The sequence below is a fragment of the Pseudarthrobacter woesei genome (assembly GCF_055412745.1).
The window spans coordinates 171283-188990 of record NZ_JBVAYU010000001.1 but is presented as its reverse complement, the minus strand read 5'-3'; the positions used below and the strand labels follow the sequence as shown (position 1 = coordinate 188990).

General features: G+C 67.3%; 18 protein-coding genes. 3 read left to right on the top strand and 15 right to left on the bottom strand.

All coding sequences use genetic code 11. From position 1 onward, the window contains the following. Positions 1 to 48: 48 nt before the first annotated feature. From ACZYZE_RS00900 to ACZYZE_RS00890, 3 genes are all read right to left on the bottom strand, one after another. Positions 49 to 870, bottom strand: a complete 822-nt coding sequence (locus ACZYZE_RS00900) for a glycerophosphodiester phosphodiesterase family protein (RefSeq protein ID WP_459318402.1) — start codon at positions 868 to 870, stop codon at positions 49 to 51. A 39-nt stretch (positions 871 to 909) separates the two neighbouring features. Beyond that, positions 910 to 1158, bottom strand: coding sequence for a hypothetical protein (locus tag ACZYZE_RS00895; protein ID WP_459318403.1), 249 nt, complete (start codon positions 1156 to 1158; stop codon positions 910 to 912). Positions 1159 to 1290: 132 nt separating this feature from the next. Further along, positions 1291 to 2109 (bottom strand): HAD family hydrolase, encoded by an 819-nt coding sequence (locus ACZYZE_RS00890; protein ID WP_459318404.1) that lies wholly within the window; start codon positions 2107 to 2109, stop codon positions 1291 to 1293. A 68-nt stretch (positions 2110 to 2177) separates the two neighbouring features. On the opposite strand from ACZYZE_RS00890, the gene ACZYZE_RS00885 reads away from it, so the two are divergent. Beyond that, positions 2178 to 2339, top strand: coding sequence for a hypothetical protein (locus ACZYZE_RS00885; RefSeq protein ID WP_463905702.1), 162 nt, complete (start codon positions 2178 to 2180; stop codon positions 2337 to 2339). A 4-nt stretch (positions 2340 to 2343) separates the two neighbouring features. On the opposite strand, the gene ACZYZE_RS00880 is transcribed toward ACZYZE_RS00885, so the two are convergent. From ACZYZE_RS00880 to ACZYZE_RS00845, 8 genes are all read right to left on the bottom strand, one after another. Next, complete coding sequence (locus tag ACZYZE_RS00880) at positions 2344 to 2856, bottom strand: YbhB/YbcL family Raf kinase inhibitor-like protein (protein ID WP_463905701.1); 513 nt, start codon at positions 2854 to 2856, stop codon at positions 2344 to 2346. Between the two features lie 9 nt (positions 2857 to 2865). After that, positions 2866 to 3831 carry a carbohydrate kinase family protein gene (locus ACZYZE_RS00875; RefSeq protein WP_463905700.1) on the bottom strand — a complete coding sequence of 322 codons (966 nt, stop codon included), beginning with the start codon at positions 3829 to 3831 and terminating at the stop codon, positions 2866 to 2868. Positions 3832 to 3907: 76 nt separating this feature from the next. Next, entirely contained in the window at positions 3908 to 5272 is a 1365-nt protein-coding gene (locus ACZYZE_RS00870; protein WP_463905699.1) for an MBL fold metallo-hydrolase, read from the bottom strand. Positions 5273 to 5309: 37 nt separating this feature from the next. Continuing rightward, positions 5310 to 5612, bottom strand: a complete 303-nt coding sequence (locus tag ACZYZE_RS00865) for a rhodanese-like domain-containing protein (RefSeq protein ID WP_463905697.1) — start codon at positions 5610 to 5612, stop codon at positions 5310 to 5312. 114 nt (positions 5613 to 5726) lie between these two features. After that, complete coding sequence (nhaA, locus tag ACZYZE_RS00860) at positions 5727 to 7076, bottom strand: Na+/H+ antiporter NhaA (RefSeq protein ID WP_463905695.1); 1350 nt, start codon at positions 7074 to 7076, stop codon at positions 5727 to 5729. A 77-nt stretch (positions 7077 to 7153) separates the two neighbouring features. Then, positions 7154 to 7849, bottom strand: coding sequence for a potassium channel family protein (locus ACZYZE_RS00855; protein WP_463905694.1), 696 nt, complete (start codon positions 7847 to 7849; stop codon positions 7154 to 7156). Then, positions 7842 to 9233 carry a TrkH family potassium uptake protein gene (locus ACZYZE_RS00850; protein WP_459318411.1) on the bottom strand — a complete coding sequence of 464 codons (1392 nt, stop codon included), beginning with the start codon at positions 9231 to 9233 and terminating at the stop codon, positions 7842 to 7844. Before ACZYZE_RS00850 ends, ACZYZE_RS00855 begins: the two co-directional genes overlap by 8 nt. Positions 9234 to 9276: 43 nt before the next feature. Continuing rightward, a complete protein-coding gene (locus ACZYZE_RS00845) occupies positions 9277 to 10071 on the bottom strand; it encodes an alpha/beta hydrolase (protein ID WP_459318412.1) in 795 nt (264 codons plus the stop codon). A 174-nt stretch (positions 10072 to 10245) separates the two neighbouring features. Between ACZYZE_RS00845 and ACZYZE_RS00840 the strand changes: the two genes are divergently transcribed. Next, a complete protein-coding gene (locus tag ACZYZE_RS00840; RefSeq protein ID WP_459318413.1) occupies positions 10246 to 11352 on the top strand; it encodes a GTP pyrophosphokinase in 1107 nt (368 codons plus the stop codon). A 225-nt stretch (positions 11353 to 11577) separates the two neighbouring features. Then, positions 11578 to 11991, top strand: coding sequence for an HAD-IA family hydrolase (locus ACZYZE_RS00835; RefSeq protein WP_463905691.1), 414 nt, complete (start codon positions 11578 to 11580; stop codon positions 11989 to 11991). A gap of 185 nt (positions 11992 to 12176) precedes the next feature. Here ACZYZE_RS00835 and ACZYZE_RS00830 read toward each other — a convergent pair whose 3' ends face one another. Genes ACZYZE_RS00830 through ACZYZE_RS00815 form a run of 4 tightly spaced genes read right to left on the bottom strand, consistent with a single transcriptional unit; the run spans position 12177 to position 17606 of the window. Beyond that, on the bottom strand, positions 12177 to 14135 hold the full coding sequence (locus ACZYZE_RS00830; protein ID WP_463905690.1) for an IucA/IucC family protein: 1959 nt from the start codon (positions 14133 to 14135) through the stop codon (positions 12177 to 12179). After that, positions 14132 to 14698 (bottom strand): GNAT family N-acetyltransferase, encoded by a 567-nt coding sequence (locus ACZYZE_RS00825; RefSeq protein ID WP_463905688.1) that lies wholly within the window; start codon positions 14696 to 14698, stop codon positions 14132 to 14134. The genes ACZYZE_RS00830 and ACZYZE_RS00825 overlap by 4 nt, the downstream gene beginning before the upstream one ends. Continuing rightward, positions 14695 to 16053, bottom strand: coding sequence for a lysine N(6)-hydroxylase/L-ornithine N(5)-oxygenase family protein (locus ACZYZE_RS00820; RefSeq protein ID WP_463905687.1), 1359 nt, complete (start codon positions 16051 to 16053; stop codon positions 14695 to 14697). Before ACZYZE_RS00820 ends, ACZYZE_RS00825 begins: the two co-directional genes overlap by 4 nt. Continuing rightward, positions 16050 to 17606, bottom strand: a complete 1557-nt coding sequence (locus ACZYZE_RS00815; RefSeq protein WP_463906151.1) for a pyridoxal phosphate-dependent decarboxylase family protein — start codon at positions 17604 to 17606, stop codon at positions 16050 to 16052. Before ACZYZE_RS00815 ends, ACZYZE_RS00820 begins: the two co-directional genes overlap by 4 nt. Between the last annotated feature and the right edge of the window lie 102 nt (positions 17607 to 17708).

The following is a 17708-nucleotide window of genomic DNA, read 5'->3' as shown; positions in this document are numbered from 1 at the left end:
CCTGCCAGCCGCCGCGGACAGCGCTTGCCCGGCTGGCCGGCCGCGCCGTCAGGGCCGCCAACGGCCGCGTTCCTGCAGGACTTCCTTGAGCAGGTCCGCGCGGTCCGTGACGATCCCGTCGACGCCGAGGTCCAGGAGCCGGTGCATTTCGGCCGGATCATTGATGGTCCAGACGTGCACGTGCAGGCCATGCCGGTGGGCCCGCCGGACCAGGCCCGGCGTCACCACGGCCACGGCGCCGTAGCTGACAGGGACCTGCAGGGCATGGACGCCGCGGAGCGCACGCCCCGCCACGAGCCGCAGGAAAGGCTCCGGCAGCACCGGGCCGAGCAGGACAAACAAGGCATTGGACAGGATGCCGGCCGAGCCCGCGGCGGGCCGGCTCAGCTGTTTCAGCACGGCACGGCGCCGGCGGTCCGAGAAGCTGGCGATCAGCACGCGGTCATGCAGTCCGTAGCGTTCGATCGCCGAAGCCAGGGTGTCCACCGAGTTCCAGTCCTTGACGTCGAGGTTGAGCCGGACCTCCGGAAAGGCAGTGACGAGTTCCTCGAAGAGCGGGATGGGTTCGGCGCCGCTGATCCTGGCACGGGCAACGGTTTCTGCGGAAAGCTCCGAGATCCGGCCGCTGCCGTCCGTGACCCGGTCCAGGGTTTCATCGTGGAACAACAACAGGACGCCGTCGGCGGTGGTGTGGACATCCGTTTCCAGATGCCGGTACCCCAGTTCGACGGCGGCACGGAACGCGGCCATGGAGTTTTCCAGGCCGTCCCGGGAGAACCCCCGGTGGGCCATGGCGAGGGGTACTCCCGACGCGGCATCGCCGTCGTCGCCCGGGCCGCCGGAGGCAAAAAAGGGGTGCGGGTGCGTCACACCTGAAGCGTACCGGAGCTGTTCATCGGGGTGCCCGGATCAGGAGGAATGCGGGAGGATTTCGACGCCGTCGCTGCAGTGCAGCAGAGTGCGGCCGCGTCCGCCGTCGAGGTCCACCCAGACGGCGGTGTGATCCGCGGTGACGGCCTGCACGAGGCCGCCCGTTTCATAGCCCGGCGCCAGGCGCACGCGGATGCGGTCCCCCTGCTGCAGGCTCTGCCACCGGGCGTCCGGATCCACCCGGCGCAGGGGCTGTTCATCCAGGTTGTGTGTGCGGTACTTGGCCATGATTTCCCACCATCAGTCAAACAATCCGTCGCGGATCTTCAGGGTAGGAGGCGAAGATGAACGCCAGTTGGCCGAAAGCTGTGAGTCCGGTGATCGAATCGGTGCCGCGGGTGCCGCGGGTGCGGGCGCCGGTCAGGGCAGCCGGACGCCCAGGGCAGCGAGCTTGGCCTCGAGGATCTGGGCGACGCCGTCGTCGTCGAAATGCGGGGCCTGCTGGCCTGCGGCGCGGATGGCCTCCGGGTGGCCGCTGGCCATCGCGTAGCCGTCGCCGGCCCAGCGCAGCATCTCAATGTCGTTGGGCATATCCCCGAATGCCACCACGTCCATGGACTCGATGCCCAGGCTTGCGGCGTATTCGGCGAGGGTGACGGCCTTGTTGACCCCGGGGAGGGAGAGTTCCAGGAGCGCGATGTTCGGCGCAGAGTGGGTGGCCGCGGCCAGATGCGCGACGGCGGGCGTCACCTCGGCCAGGAATTCGTCGGCGCTGCCCTCCCGGACGACGGCGAGGAACTTCACCACCGAGTCGGCCGCGGAGAGGGTGCTGTGCAGCGGCGCGGGGGTGAATTCGGAGAGCAGCCTGCTGGAGCCGTTCTCGATGAAACCCGGCTCGAGGTGGAAGCCGGTGAGCGTTTCGGCCGCGAACAGCGCCGCGGGCCGCAGACGCTGGATGATGCGGCGGGCCTCGAAGACGGCGTCGAGCTGCAGGGCCCGGGCCGAAACCATCCGGTCGGCCTCGAGGTCCCAGACGACCGCGCCGTTGGAGCAGATGACGGTTCCGGTGTGGCCCAGCTGGTCCTGCAGGGGGTGCAGCCAGCGCGGCGGACGTCCGGTGACGAAGACGAGTTCGACCCCGGCATCGCGGCAGGCGTGGAACGCGCGGACGGTCCGGTCACTGATTCTTCCGTCGTGGCCGAGGATCGTTCCGTCAATATCACTTGCTACCAGCCGCATACAGCCAGTCTACGTCGGCGGACCGGGGGCGGTTTCCGGGCCCGGGCAGCCTGGTCCGCGGCATTTCGATGGCCCCATTCACCGCGCCGTGTGCCGGGATCGCCGGAAGCGTGCCCGGTCGCCGGAAGGTTCCGGCGAGTTCGCGGGCTTCCGGCGAATTCGGCGACGACGGCGACGACGGCGACGGCGGCGGCGACGGCGGCGACGGCGGCCGCGCGGTTCCGGTGTAGCGTCCTAGTGCCGCTCGTAGGTGCCGGTGAGAGTCGCCATTGCCAAGGTGTGGGCGCCGAGCTTTGACTCGAGCTTCGCCGGAGACGCGGCGGCGTCCAGCCCGGACCGGGCTATGTCCAGGGCGCGGACCGTGACGACATAGTGATGCGGTCCGTGGCCCTTCGGCGGCGCGGCACCGAGGTATCCGGACGTGCCGCCGTCGTTCTTCAGCTGGAAGGCACCGGGCGGCAGCATTCCGCCGTTCCGGGCGCCCGCTCCGGCCGGCAGGGACGTCACCTCTGCCGGAATGTCCAGCACGGCCCAGTGCCAGAACCCGCCGCGGCCCGGGGCATCGGGATCGAACACAGTGACGGCGTAGCTTCGGGTTCCCGCCGGGGCGCCGCTCCAGCCCAGCTGCGGTGACTCATCGCTGGCGCCGGGCCCGGTCGCGGTTCCGCGCTGAGCCGGCGGCAGCGTCTGGCCGTCCTGGAATGACTCACTGCCGATGCTGAAGCCCGGGACATCGTGGTGTGACATGGCTGCCTTTCAGTTGCTGGTGCGGTCCGGGGCCTGTGCCCTTTGCTCCATCCGCTTCAGTTCCGCGCGGGTGGGCGGGTTGGCGCCGGCCCGGGACACGGTCACGGCTGCCGCGAAGGCGGCGTGGGCCAGGAGTTTTCGGAGGCTGCCGGCAGAAAGTTCACGAAGGTTTTTGCGGTTCTGCGCCCCGTCCAGGCCCAGGTCCACCACTCCGGACAGCAGCGCCGCCATGAAGGAATCCCCGGCCCCGACGGTATCCGCCACGGTCACGGATGGTGCGGGGAAGTGCGCTTCGCCGGCGGCGGTGACGCCCCAGGGACCTGCGGCGCCGCGGGTAACCACCACCATGGCCGGGCCTTCGGAACCGCCAAGTGAGAGCCAGCGGCGGGCCGAATCCAGCGGATCCTCGCCGGGGTACAGCCACTCGAGATCCTCATCGGAAGCCTTGACCACGTCCGCGAGCGCGACGAATCGTTCGGCCTGCCGGCGCGCGTAGTCAACGTCCGTGATGATGCTGGGCCGGCAGTTGGGATCGAAGCTGATCGTCGCGAAGGGATGGGCATGTTCGACGGCGGCGAGCACCTCGGCGGCGCCGGGCGCCAGCATGGTGGCGATCGAGCCGGTGTGCAGCAAGGTGGTGCCCTGCAGCATGAACGGCAGCCGTTCCGCGAGGCCGGGCAGCTCCCAGGCGAGGTCGAAGGTGTAGCTGGCAGCGCCGTCGTCGTCGATCAGGGCAGTGGCCACGGACGTGGGCAGCTCGTCCGGCCCGAGCGGGAGCAACACGGAGCTGCTCTTCAGGTGCGCCGCGACCGATTCACCGTAGGCGTCGCGCCCGTAGCGGCCGATGAACTGCACCGGATGGTCCAGCCTCGCCAGCCCCACCGCCACATTGAGCGGGCTTCCGCCGACGTGGGCTTGGGTGCCGGAGGACCGCTGGACCACGTCTACAAGGCCCTCGCCAATAACTGTGAGCATGCTCATACTCTGCCAGAGAACCCCGCCCGGCGCGCCAGCGTTTCCGGGGCCGGCGTTTCGGCGCCCGGGTGTTCGCTCAGCCCGGCTCTTCCTGCACCGTGTCCACGGGAATCCCGGCGGCCTCAGCCTCGCCAAACGTCGCGTCGATGTGGACCACTTCCCTACCGGCGCGATCCAGCAGGCTGGCGGCGATGCCGGCGCGGTAACCGGTCTGGCAATGGACCCACACCTTACCGGCGGGGACCTCCTCCAGGTGCAGCAGCAGTTCATGCAGCGGCACGTTCACGGCACCGGCCACCCGAGAGGCGGCAAACTCATCACGCCGCCGGACGTCCACGACGGTGTCTGCGGGAGCGCGGCCCGCGAGCACGCCGTCCCAGCCCACCCGGGGATAGGAGACGACGGCGGCCTGGGGCGCCAGCGCGTGCGGGTCGGTTCCGACGGCGGCATCCGGGGAGTCGATGCCGATCCGGGAGAGGTCGCGGATCCCGTCCTCCACATCCTCGCGGGAGCCGACCAGCGTCAGGTGTTCGCCCCACGGCAGCACCCAGCCCAGGTAGGTGCTGAAACTGTTGCCGTATTCAAAACTCACGCTGCCGTTCAGATGGCTGCTGGCAAACGCCACCCGGCGCCGCAGGTCCACAACCCACTCCCCGGCCTCCAGCCGCCGGCTGAGCTCCGCGGCGTCGAGCGATTCGGGGACGGCCAGCTGCGCCGGGCCGGGACCCGCCGCGTTCCTCACGGCCATGTGGGCGTAGTACGACGGGTAGGCCGTGAGGTTGTCGATGAGTTCGTGGACAAAGTGGTCCTCGTCCGGGTCCGTCAGGGCATGGTTGGCGGTGAGCTGCTCTCCGATCGTGGAGGATACTGCTCCGCTGGCCGGGCCCGAGGAGCAGAAGGAGCCGAAGCCGTGCGTCGGGAACAGGGCGGCGTCCGGCGCGGCTTCCCGGACGAGGCGCCGCACCGAGGCGTACTGGTCGCGGCTGAGGCCGGCGGTGTCCTCGGCAGCGACGAGGTCCGTGCGGCCCACCGAGCCATAGAGGAGACTTCCGCCCGAAAAGACGGCCTGCTGCGCGCCGTCGTCCACGATGAAGGACAGGTGCGTGTGGGTGTGGCCGGGGGTGGCGACAGCCTTGACCGTCAGCGAGCCGACCCGGATGGTCTGGCCGTCCGTGACCGGATGGCGCTCGAACGTCACGGGATCCGCGGCGTTCACGAGGTACTCCGCGCCGTGTGCCCTGGCCAGTTCAACGCCGCCGGTGATGTAGTCGTTGTGGATGTGTGTCTCGGCCACATGCGTGATGGTCACCCCGGCTTCGCGGGCGGCCGCTTCGATCCGGTCCGTGTCCCGCTGCGGGTCAATGACCAGCGCCACCGTGCCGTCATGGACGAGGTAGCTGCGGTCGCCGAGTTGCGCGGTCTCGATGACAATGACGTGCACGGTTCGCTCCTGGTGGGTCTACTCAGCCACGATCGACTCAACCACGATCGACCGGAAGGCCGTCGAGCTGCCACTCGTTGATGCCCCCGGTGACGTTCACGGCGTCGTACCCCTGGTCCGCGAGGTAGGCGGTGGCCTGGGCGCTGCGGCCGCCGGCTGCACACATCACGTAGACGGTGCCGCCGGCCGGAACCTCGGCCAGGGACTGCGCAAAACGCGAAAGCGGGACGCTCTTGGCATCGGCCACCCGGACCTCGGCAAATTCGTCATCTTCGCGGACGTCGACGATCGCGGCGGCCTTCCCCAGTGCTGCCAGTTCCTTGACGGAGATGCTCTTCATGCTCGAGTCCTTTCAGGCGATGCCGGCCGGTCCGGCGTGTCTAGTCCACACCATTATACCCCCTAGGGTATGAAGTCGAGCCGGGTTCGTTGCGGATCGACGTCGCCGAATGGGCTATCGGGCGGAGCCGCCCTGCTCGTAGACATCCGGAATGCCGTCATGGTCGGAATCGACTTTCTCGTCCGCTTCGGCCTGCCGGTACTGCCGGTTCCGGGTGCGCAGCACCACGGTGGCCAGCAGGGCCGCCAGCACCGAGGCCGCGAGGATCCCCACCTTGGCGTGGTCATCGTGGATGGTGCCGTGGCCGAAGCTCAGTTCGGCCACCAGCAGGGACACCGTGAAGCCGATCCCGGCCAGGAGCGCGACGCCGAAGATGTCGATCCACTTGAAGGAGCTGTCCAGCGTTGCCCGGGTGGCTTTGGTGAGCAGCCAGGTGGTGCCGAGGATCCCGATTGGTTTGCCCAGGACGAGGGCCAGGATGATGCCGACGGCCACCGGATCAGTCAGGGCCGAGCCGAGTCCCTCCCAGCCCCCCACGGCCACTCCGGCGGAGAAGAACGCGAAGATCGGGACGGCGATTCCGGCGGAGATCGGGCGGGAGCGGTGTTCGAAGATTTCGGCCAGGCCAGGTCCGGCGTCCGGCCCGCCGCTCGCTTTTGACCGCAGCACCGGAATGGCGAACCCGAGCAGGACGCCGGCCACGGTGGCGTGGATCCCGGAGGCGTGCACCAGGGCCCAGGTAGCGATGCCCAGCGGCAGCAGGATGACCCAGGCGGCTCTTGCGTTGGCGCCGAAGAACCGCCGGTACTTCTGTGCCAGGAAGGTGTAGAGGGCCAAGGGAATGAGCGCCCACAGCAGCGGCACTGGCTGGATATCACTGGAGTAGAAGACCGCAATGATGGTAATGGCGATCAGGTCGTCCACCACAGCCAGGGTGAGCAGGAAGATGCGCAGGGCACTGGGCAGATGCGAGCCGATGATGGCCAGCACGGCGACGGCGAACGCGATGTCCGTTGCAGTGGGAATCGCCCAGCCCCGCAGGGTCTCCGGGCTGGTGAGGTTGACGACGGCGTAGATGACCGCCGGGACGATGACGCCGCCCACGGCCGCCGCGACCGGCACGATCGACTTACTCAGCTGCCGCAGGTCCCCCGCGATGAACTCGCGTTTGAGCTCAAGGCCCACCAGGAAGAAGAAGATGGCGAGCAGCCCGTCGGCGGCCCACGCGCCGAGGGTCAGTTCAAGATGCCAGGGTTCGTAGCCGATCTTGAAGTCGCGGAGTGCGAAGTAGCTCCCGGAAACCGGCGAGTTGGCCCAGATGAGGGCGATCACGGCGGCGGCGACGAGCAAGGCGCCGCCGACTGTCTCTTTGCGGAGGATCTCGCCGATCCGGAGGGATTCGGCGTAGCTGCCTCGGCCCAGGACTGTGGAGTGCGGGGGGCCGGGAGGAGGCGGGGTGCTCATGCGGGAGTCCTAAAAGTTGGGTCGACAGAACTATGCCGACCAGACTTCCCGGCGCACCTGCAACCCAGTCTAGGGGGTCAGGGCATGGTGCTGAAGCGTTCGGCTTTGGCCTTACTGCCCTGGACGATGATCTGGTCGTCGTCGTACAGCACCGTTTGCGCGGTGGTATGGCCCCAGATCCCGCCGGGACGTTTGACGGCCACGATTGTGATGCCGTACTTGTCCCGGAGGCCCAGCACTCCCAGCGGCCGGTCGCGGACGCCGGAGGGCGGGCTGGTCCGGATCATGACGAAGTCGTCCTCGAATTCCACATAGTCAAGAATCGAGCCGAGGACCAGGTGCGCGACGCGCCTGCCCATGTCGTGCTCCGGCCGGATGACGTGCTCGACGCCGAGCTGGCCCAGGATCTCGGCGTGCGGTTCGCTGATGGCCTTCGCCCAGATCTGGGGATGCTGGAATTTCAGGATCCGGGAGGTCGTCAGGATGCTGGCTTCGATATCCGAGCCGATCCCGACCACCGCCCGGTCGAATTCATGGACCGAGAGCTGGCGCAGGACCTCCTCTTTGGTGGAGTCGGCCCTGACCACATGGGTAAGGCGTCCGTTGTAGGACTGGACGATTTCTGCGCTGGCGTCGATGCCGAGCACTTCGGTACCCTGCGCCTCCAGTTCCAGGGCCAGCGAGCCGCCAAAGCGGCCGAGGCCGATGACCACCACCGAGGACGCCTTGTCGCTGGCGGCAGCGGCGCGGGACGAGAAGATATTCCTAGCCAATGAGGGGCCTTTCCTTGGGGTACTCGTAGAGCGTGGGTCGTTCGCGCAGGGCGAGGGCCGCGCCGAGCGTCACCGGGCCCAGCCTCCCGACGAACATCAGGAGGATCAGCACGAGCTGGCCCGCGGGAGGGATCGCGGCGGTGATGCCGGTGGACAGCCCCACCGTGGCGAAGGCAGAGATGACCTCGAAGAGGATCCGCTCCTGCCCGAAGTCGGTGATCAGCATCAGGAACATCGTTGACCCGGTGATAAGGGCAATCGCCAGGAGCACCACGGTAATGGCCTGGCGGTGCACCGCGCGGGACAGGCGCTTGCCGAAGATGTTCACGGCCGTTCCACCCTGCAGTTCAGTGCTGAGGATGAAGAAGAGGACGGCGAAGGTGGTGATCTTCAGGCCGCCCGCAGTTCCGGCCGGGCCACCGCCGATGAACATCAGGATGTCCATGCCCAGCCAGGAGACCGGATTCATCTGGGCGATGTCGATGCTGTTGAAGCCCGCGGTGCGGGTAATGACGGACTGGAAGAAGCCGGCCAGTACTCGCTCGGCAGGATGGAGTCCGCCAAGGGTTGCCGGATTCGCCCATTCGACGGCGGTGAGGAACACGGTGCCGCCAACCAGGAGGATGGCTGAGCCGACGAGGACCAGTTTCGTGTTCATGGTCCAGTGGATCGGACGCCGGTATCGCCGGCCCAGTTCGAAGAGGACCGGGAATCCGAGCCCGCCGATGATCACACCGGCGGATATCGGCAGGCAGATCCAGGGGTCGCCGACAAACCCCATCAGGTTGTCCGAATAGAGCGCAAAGCCGGCGTTGTTGAAGGACGAGATCGAGTGGAATACTCCGTGCCAGACCGCCTCGCCCAGCGGATAGCCGTACCCGGCCATGAAGCGGATCGCGAGAATCAGCGCCAGGGCTGCTTCCACGACGACGCTGATGAGCAGAACGCCGATCAGCACGCCGCGGACGTCGCCGAAACCGCTGCTCTTCGTCTCGGCGGCGGCAGAAATCCTGGACTTCAGGCCCAGCCGGCGGGCGGCCAGGACCCCGAGCAGCGTCCCAAAGGACATAACGCCGAAGCCGCCGATCTGGATCAGCACGAGGATGACCACCTGGCCGAATCCGCTCCAGAAAACGGGCGTGTCCACGGTGATCAAGCCGGTTACGCAGACGGAGGACGTGGCGGTGAAAAGCGCCTCCAGCAACGTAGCCCCGCCCCCGCCTGCCTTGGCCACCGGGAGCAGTAGGAGTCCGGTCCCAGCGGCGACGGCACCGGCAAATCCGAGGACGATCACCTGGGCCGGGTGGCGCGGCGCGAACGCCCGGAAGAACTTGGTGAAGCCCGCTGCCAGGGCACGCAGGACCGCAGGAACTTCAACTTGCATAGGGGCCACGCTACCACCGGGCGGCGGCTGCACCGGATGGCGCTCAGCCCAGCAGCTGCTGCACGAGTTCCCGGCACTTCCGGTAGGCGGCGGCCTTTGGGTCAATCAGGGCAAAGTGGTCCCCCGGCACCTTGAGGAGCTGGACCGGGGCGCCGGCAGCCTTGGCCGCTGCGACATAGGACTCCGACTGGCTCACCGGGACCGTGTCGTCTTCCGTGCCGTGGACGGCATACACGGGGATCTTCAGCGGCACCGCGCTCATCGGGTCCGCGTATTTATGCCGTTTGGGGTATTTTTCCGAGGAGCCGCACAGCAGGTTGCTGACGGCGCCGTTGCTGAGGTTCAGCCTTTCGGCCTCGGCCAAGTTCAACACCCCGGACTGGCTGACGACGCCCGTGAGGTTCACCTCGCCGTCGTCGGCCTTGCGCAGCAGCTGGCGGTCCGCGTCCGGGGCGCCGAGCTGCCCGAGCCGGCTGCGCCCGGCCGCCCAGACGGCCAGGTGGCCACCGGCGGAGTGGCCCAGGGCCACGACGCTGCCCAGTCCGAGGCCGTGGTCAGCCGCGACGTCGCGCAGTTTGTCGATTCCGGCGAGCACGTCGGAGAAGGTGTTCGGCCAGCCGCCGCCATTGCCGGCGCGGCGGTACTCCAGGTTCCAGGCGGCCATTCCGTGCGCCGCGAGGTCCTTCGCGAGGGGTTCGCCGAGTTCGGCGCCGTATTGCGAGCGCCAGTAGCCGCCATGGATGACCACCACCACACCCTTCGGCACGGCAACATCCGGCAGGAAGAGCTCGCCCCACTGGCTGGCGTCATCGCCGTAGCTGTACTTGTGCCGCTTCACAGTGTCCTCCTTGGGGCCTGGTGAACAGGCGGCAGAGAGTGCCCCCAGAGTCACCGCCGCTGCGGCCGCGATCAAAGCCCGACGCCGCACATCAGCCATGTGGAGAGCCTACCTTGGGCGCCGCGCGGCGGGGCGTAAGGCGGCGCCGTCGTACCTCCGCCGTAAGCTGGACACATGGCGAGCAATTGGGATCGACTGGACCAGAACCTGCGCGAATCCGTGCAGGAAAACGTGGAACTCTACGAGCGGGTGCGTCCCGCCCTGAAGCTTGTCACCCGCGAGGTCCTCCTGACGCTCCGGAGCATGCTCAAGGGCACCGAAGTGACGCCGCTGTTCGTCACCGGCCGCACCAAGACCGTGGAATCCTTCCGTGAGAAGATCTCCCGCACGGAGGAGCCGCTGGAGCCGGGCGGTCCGCCGGTGCTGAAGTTCCCGGACCCGTTCCGGACCCTGAATGACATGGTGGGCATCCGCGTGATCACCAAGCTGCCGGCGGAAAACGCGGTGGTGGCCAACCTGATCAAGCGCCAGCGCCAGCTCTTCGATTGCCGCGGCGACCGTGAGAAGGACATCGGCTCGATCGAGTCGGGGACCTACGGCTATTCGAGCCGGCACCTGATCCTCCGGACCATCCAGAACGAGGCCGTCAAGGAGTACCAGCAGGCCTTCAACCCTGACGTGCAGCCGAACGGAAGCTACTTCTTCGAATGCCAGATCCGCACCGTGTTCGCGCATGCCTGGAGCGAGATCGAGCACGACATCCGCTTCAAGGCCGAGGACCCGCGCGCCTGGACCCCGCACTTCGACCGCCAGTTCACCGCCACGGCCGCGATGCTCGAAACCGTGGAGGGGGCGTTCGCTGACCTGCACGAGCGCTACGAGGAAGTCCGCAGCTACTGGGACATGGACGGCGAAGGCGCAGCCCAGCTGACGCCGAACCGGATCCGCGACGTGTGGCGGACGCTGCTGCCGCACGTGGACCGGAAGGTCGACGACGACTGGGGCTGGGCCGCCGAGCTCATGGCCGCGCACGGTCTCAACCAGACCATGCAGCTCGCCGGCCTGCTCAGCGCCAACCGGATCACCGAGGTCCGCAAGGCCCTGGACCACCGCTACTCGCCCGGCCCGGACCGGCTGCTTGATGACCTGCTGCTCTGGCAGTACGGCACCAAACACATCGACCTCACCGCGGAACCGGCCGACGCCGTCCCGCACCCGCGGCGCGACAGCCTCCTGCGGCGGCTGAAGCAGATCGAGCGGTATCGGCTGACGCAGGGGTAGGGGGCATGCGAGGTCTAAGCTGACGGAATGAATTCTCCGAGCCCTGCGCCCGAATGGTTCCTTTTCGACTATGGAATGGTCATTTCCGACGCGCCGCGCGAAGCCGACTAGGCCCGCCTGCGGCAGGCCACAGATCTTGATCTGGAACACCACGAGAGTCCGTACTGGCGGTCCAGACTGGATTTCGACGCGGGGAGACTGGATGCGGCGGCTTACTGGAGCGCGGTGATCGGCGGATCCGTTTCGGCCGAGCTGGTGGGGCAGCTCGAGGAACTCGATGCGGCCCAATGGTCGCACTTGAACCCGGGCACCATTTCGGCACTGGAGACGCTTCACTCCCGCAATCTGCGGCTCGCGCTGCTCTCAAACATGCCCGCCGGAATGGCCGCGACCTACAGCTCGGAATCCGGCTGGGTGCAGTATTTCCGCCAGCTGTTCTTCAGTGGGGTCCTTGGCATGGTCAAGCCGGACCGTCGAATCTTCGATCACGTTCTCAGCGTGCTCGGCGCCCGCCCCGAGCACGTCATCCTGATAGATGACAATGACTCCAACATCGCGGCCGCCCGCAGCCTTGGCCTGCAGACAGTTCACTTTCGGCCAGGAATGGATCTTCTAAGCATCCTCGTCACGGAACGATAAGAGGGCTGGCTGGGCGCATCCGACGTCCGGAAGGACGCCGGTCTTTCGCCGGTCGCGGCACCACAGAGTCACCGCCGCGTTAGGGGACCCGCCCGGGCGTTTTCGATGCGCAAATCCCCTGGCGCTACCGGAATCCGGGTCGCGCCAGGTATTTTGCGCGTCGCAAGGCCGATTGCGCGTCCGGATCAGGCGAAGCGGGCCAGCGGGTTCCGCAGCCGGCCGGCCATCTGCAGTCCGCCGGACGGGTCGGCCAGGTCCAGCATCTGCTGGTTGTTGCGCAGCTGCAGCCGGTTCAGGCAGGACAATTCGAAATCCTCCGCGAACAGCTCATGCCGGGCAAACTGCGCCGCGAGCTCGGGGTGATCGCCCTGGTAGTTCCGGAGCACGGCCGCGGCGGTCCGCCAGAATTCTTCGCCGCTGAGCTTACCGTCTTCCTCCAGCAGCGCGCTGAGGAACCGGAAGATGCAGTCGAAGACGTCGGTGAAAATGGCCAGGACCTTCTCCCCGTCAGGGATCTCGACCTTGATCCGTGCCACGTCTTCCGGTAACTCCAGGCGGTCGCCCATGACCACAATCTCCTCGGCGATGTCTTTCATGACGGCACTGACCGGGACGCCGTTCTCCAAGATCAGGATGACGTTCTCGCCGTGCGGCATAAAAGCCAGTTCGTAGGAATAGAGGCAGTGAGCCAGCGGCACGAGGTAGGCCTCGAAGTACCGGCGCAGCCACTCCGCAGGCGCCAGTCCGGAACGCTCCATCAGCGCGGAAACCATCGGTTTGCCCGCGGCGTCAACGTGCAGGAGCGCGGCCATGGTGGTCAGTTGCTGCCCCGGTGCCAGCAGGGGCAGCGGACTTTCCCGCCACAGCGCGGAGAGCATCTTCCGGTACGGCGAATCCTTGGCGGTTGCCGCCTCGTAGGAGCCGTTGTGATAGCCGATGGCAGCCACTTCCCGGATGACTTTCAGCCCGCGCTTCTGCAGGGTTTTGTCGCTGTGGATCAGCTCGTGGAGCCAGTCGTTGATGGCCGGCGTGGCCTTCATGTACTGCGGCGACAGCCCGCGCATGAACCCCATGTTCAGCACCGACATGGCCGTCTTCACATAGCACTTCTCCGGCGAAACCGTGTTGAAGAACGTCCGGATGGACTGCTGGGCCTGGTAGCCGTCCGCCCCAATCCCGAGATGAACGATGTGCTGCCGCGCTATTTCGGCGGCGAACGTCACGGTGAGCTTGTTGTCCCATTGCCACGGATGGACCGGCATCAGGAAGTACTCCGCCGGAGCCAGGCCCCGGGCGCCGAGCTCGGCGTCGAAGTACGCGACGGCGGACGTCCCCAGTTCGGCGTCGAGGTGGTTCCGGTAACCGAGCCCCTCGCCGGCGGTGAACACGGCCTTGCTCCGGTGCACCGCGATCCACTCCAGCTGCACGGGGGCTCCGGCCTCCGGGGCAAAGGCACGGAAGTCGGCAATACCGAAGCCAAGCCGGCCGTTATTGGCCACGAAGCAGGGGTGGCCTTCGGTCATGCTCCGCTCGATGGTTTGGAAGTCGATGGCGGCATCGGCCCCGCCGGTCACGCCGGCCGCCAGCTCCGCGGCCGACGGCTGGCCCCTCCACTGCTTGTACGCGTGGCTGGCGAGGGTGCTGCTGATTTCCTCGAGATACACCGGGAGCATCGCCTCGCGGATTCCCAGGGTGTCCCGGAATTCCGTGATGAAGCGCAGGGCATCCAGCTCAAGCCCCTCCCCCGCGGGACATGTCCCTTCTTCAGCCCCGGGCGTGGGCATGTCGGGATATGCCCCCGCGTCGACGCGGCGGATGGACATGTCCGCAATGGACCAGTGGTCGAGCTCCAGTTTCCGGGCCGCAAAGCGGTACTCCACGGAGCCGTCGTCGCTCCTGACGCGGTAGCGGGCGGGTTCCCTGGCCTCCCCGCCGGCAGCTCCGTCTGACTTGCCGGTGCCCGGCCCCGGCCTGCCCCCAGGCTCTTCAGGCGTGAGGAGTTCCGGCGTGAGAATCCGTTCGTGCGAGAACTCGGCGAGTGCCTTGCGGATGAGGTGCCGGTTGGCGGCGGCCCAGCGTTCGGGCGTCAGGTGGGCTGCGGCGGTACTGGAGGTCAGGACGGATTCAAGATCAGCGGTGGTCATAGCGGTGCTCCCTGGGGGGGGGTCGGGGACGTGTGAAGCCCGGTGCGGGCAGAGTGGAAGGCTTCCCGGGTGCAGAAGCTGAGCAGCGCCTGCTTGTCGGGAAGGTCCACGAATCCCGCCGGTTCGAAGCCCAGCCGTGCGTTAAGGATGTGGATTTTGGTGTTGCGGGCGTCGGGTTCCACCACAATGCGCTCCACCTCCGTGGCGGCAAAAAGCCGTTCCAGGACGGCTTCCATAACGGCCGTGGTGTAGCCGGGCCGGGCCGGGCCGGCCGGCGGGGCGACCAGGAGGTGCATCCCGAGGTCCCCCGGCTGGACGGAGTACACGGGGGCCAGCGGCGACAGCGCCGGACGGTACTCCTCCATCAGGAAGGCGGGAACGCCGTCGTCAAGCCCGAGCAACGCGTGGTGGTGCCCGCCCGCCTGGATTCTCGTGTATTCCGCCACGACGTCGTCGACCGTGCAGCCCTGCATGCCCCAGAAACCGGCGTACTCCCGGGTCACCCAACTGTGGAGGAGCGGCGCGTCGGCCGCTGGGTCCAGGCAGCGGAACGTGAAGCTCATGCCGAAACTTCCGCCGCTTCGCGGAAGCCGACCGGGAATCCTGGCTGCGGCGGCGGTCCGAAGTGCTGGAACGCGATGCGCCGCTCCACCGGATAGACCTCGCGGCCGGTGATCTCGCGCAGGATGCAGGAGTTGCGGTATGCGGCCATGCCCAGGTCCGGAGTGACGAAGCCGTGGGTGTGCAGTTCGGCGTTCTGAACGAAAATCTCGCCGGGTTCGACGCCGGTGCTGTAGTTGCGCTTCACGTCGAACCTGCCGTTGCTGTCCCGCGCGATCCGGTCCTTCACACCCGCCAGGAACGCAGGTTCCCGGTACGCGTAGCCGGTGGCGAGGACCACGGCAGCGGTCTCTATGGTGTAGCCGGCGCCGGTCTCCGTATGACGCAGCCGCAGCGTGTGCAGTCCCGCCGCCGCGTCCCAGGAGGCTCCGGTGAGTTCCGAGTGGGTGAGCAGCCGGGTATCCACCATCCCGGAGAGGCTCTTGGTGTACAGGAGGTCGTAAATGGCGTCGATGAGCTCGGAGTTGATGCCCTTGTAGAGGTTTTTCTGGCTCTTGACGAGGCCATCGCGCTGCTCCTGCGGGAGAGCGTGGAAGTAGTCCACGTACTCCGGCGACGTCATTTCCAGGGTCAGCTTGGTGTATTCGAGCGGGAAGAACCGGCCGGACCGGGTGATCCAGTTCAGCTGGTAGTTATGGACGTCGATCTCCTGCAGCAGCTCGTAGTAGATTTCCGCGGCACTTTGCCCGCTGCCCACGATCGTGATGCTGCGCTGGCCCTGGAGTTCACTCTTCCGGGGCAGGTACTCGGCGTTGTGGAGGACCGGCCCGCCGCCGTCCACAATGCCGTCACAGGCCGCCGGAACAAACGGCGAGGTTCCGGTGCCCAGCACCAGCCGCCGTGCGTGCAGCACCTCCGGGCCGTCCGGGCCGTCCACCGCCAGCCGGTACACGCCGCCGTCGTACGTTATCCCACGGACGTCCGTGCCGAATCGGACGGACTCCAGCTGGCCGGCCACCCACTGGCAGTACTGGTTGTACTCGGCACGCAGGGGGTAGAAGCTCTCGCGGATGTAGAAGCGGTAGAGCCGTCCCGTCTGCTTCAGGAAGTTCAGGAACGAATAGGGCGACGTCGGGTCGGCGAGGGTTACCAGGTCGGCCATAAACGGGACCTGCAGGTGGGACGGCTCCAGCATCATGCCGGGGTGCCAGTCGAAAGACTTCCGTCGTTCCAGGAAGATGCCGTCCAGTCCGTCGACGGGCTCGCTCAGCGCCGCGAGCCCGAGATTGAACGGCCCGACGCCAACGGCGGCGAAATCGTACACGCGCTGCGGCGGCTGTGCGTTGCCGGCGCTCACGCCGTCACCTCCTGGCGGGCGAGCAGTGACGCCCCGGTAGCCCGCAGCAACTCAAGGATGCCGCGGATGTCCTCCACAGTCGCCTCGGCGTTCAGCAAGGTGAACTTCAGGTAGTGCCGGCCCGCCACCTTGGTCCCTGCCACGACGGCCTCGCCGGAGGCAAAGACGGCGGAGCGGATGTCCTGGTTAAGGCCGTCCGCGGCCTCGTCGGACATGTGGCTGCCGTCCGGGTGAAGCGGCCGGAAGCGGAACACCAGGGTGCTCAACTGCGGCGGTGCGGCCAGCTCAAAGTCGGGATCCGAGGCCAGCACCGCCCCCACGCTCGACGCCAGGTCAATGGCCTCGTCAAACAAGGCACCGAGGGCGCCTGCTCCCATGATCCGCAGCGTCAGCCAGAGCTTCAGGGCATCAAAACGGCGGGTGGTCTGAAGGCTCTTGTCCACCTGGTTGGGGCGGTCGACGGCGGCGGCCGGGTTCAGGTAGTCGGCGTGGTATGTCACGTGCCGGAGCGTGGCCGCGTCGCGGACCAGGAGGGCACTGGAACTGACCGGCTGGAAGAACGTTTTGTGGAAATCGACGGTGACCGAATCTGCCCGGTGGATCCCGTCCAGCAGGTGCCGGTGCCGCCCGGACACCATCAGCCCGCCGCCGTACGCCGCATCCACGTGGAACCAGGCGCCGGACTCGCGCGCCGCGTCGGCCAGCTCGGCGAGGGGATCGATCGCCCCGAAGTCTGTGGTGCCGGCCGTGGCCACAACCGCCATCGGCACCAGTCCCTCGTTCCGGGCCCGTGCCAGTTTCCCGGCCAGGGCCCGGTGGTCCATCCGGTGGTCCGGCCCGCACGGTACCTGCACGACGGCGTCGTACCCCAGCCCCAGCATGGACGCAGATTTCTCGATGCTGAAGTGGCTGTCCGCCGAGGTGAAGATGCGCAGCTTCTCCAGGAGCGACGGCAGCCGGAGTCCGTCATTTTCCGGATCCAGCTTCAGCCATTCCACGGCCTGGTTCCGGGCAAGCAGCAGGGCCTGGAAATTGGACTGGCTCCCGCCCGAGGTGAAGACGCCGTCCGCGGCTGCACCCAGCCGAAGCTGCGCTGCGGCCCACTCGATGAGCCGCCGCTCGATCAGTGTGGCGCCGGCGCTTTGATCCCAGGTGTCCATCGAGGAGTTCACTGCCGACAGGACAGCCTCGGCAACGAGGGCGGGGATAACGACGGGACAGTTCAGGTGGGCCGCGTACTTGGCGTCGTGGAAGTAGACGGCATCCCTGAGGTAGACCTCTTCCAGTTCCTCGAGGGCAGCCGCAGTATCCGGCAGCGGAGTGTCGAGATCCACGCCGTCGACCCGGAACTTCATCTCGCCGGGCGTAACACCGGTGAACGGACGCGTGCAGCGCGATACCTTGGCGGCCACTGCCGCGACACCCTGCAGCACCTGGGCCGAATACCCGGCCGCGTTGCGGGCATTGAAGAGGTGGGCGGTGGCCGATTCCACCAGCTCCGTCCGGGGCTCACACAGGATCTCAAGCCCGGGAGAGGACGAGTGATTGTCCACAGGGGTTCTAGGCGTCACAGAGGAATCCTTTGCTTGACGTTGGAAGTACTTAGCTAACCCTTACTTAGGCGAGCCTTAACGTCAAATTAGTGTGACTTAATT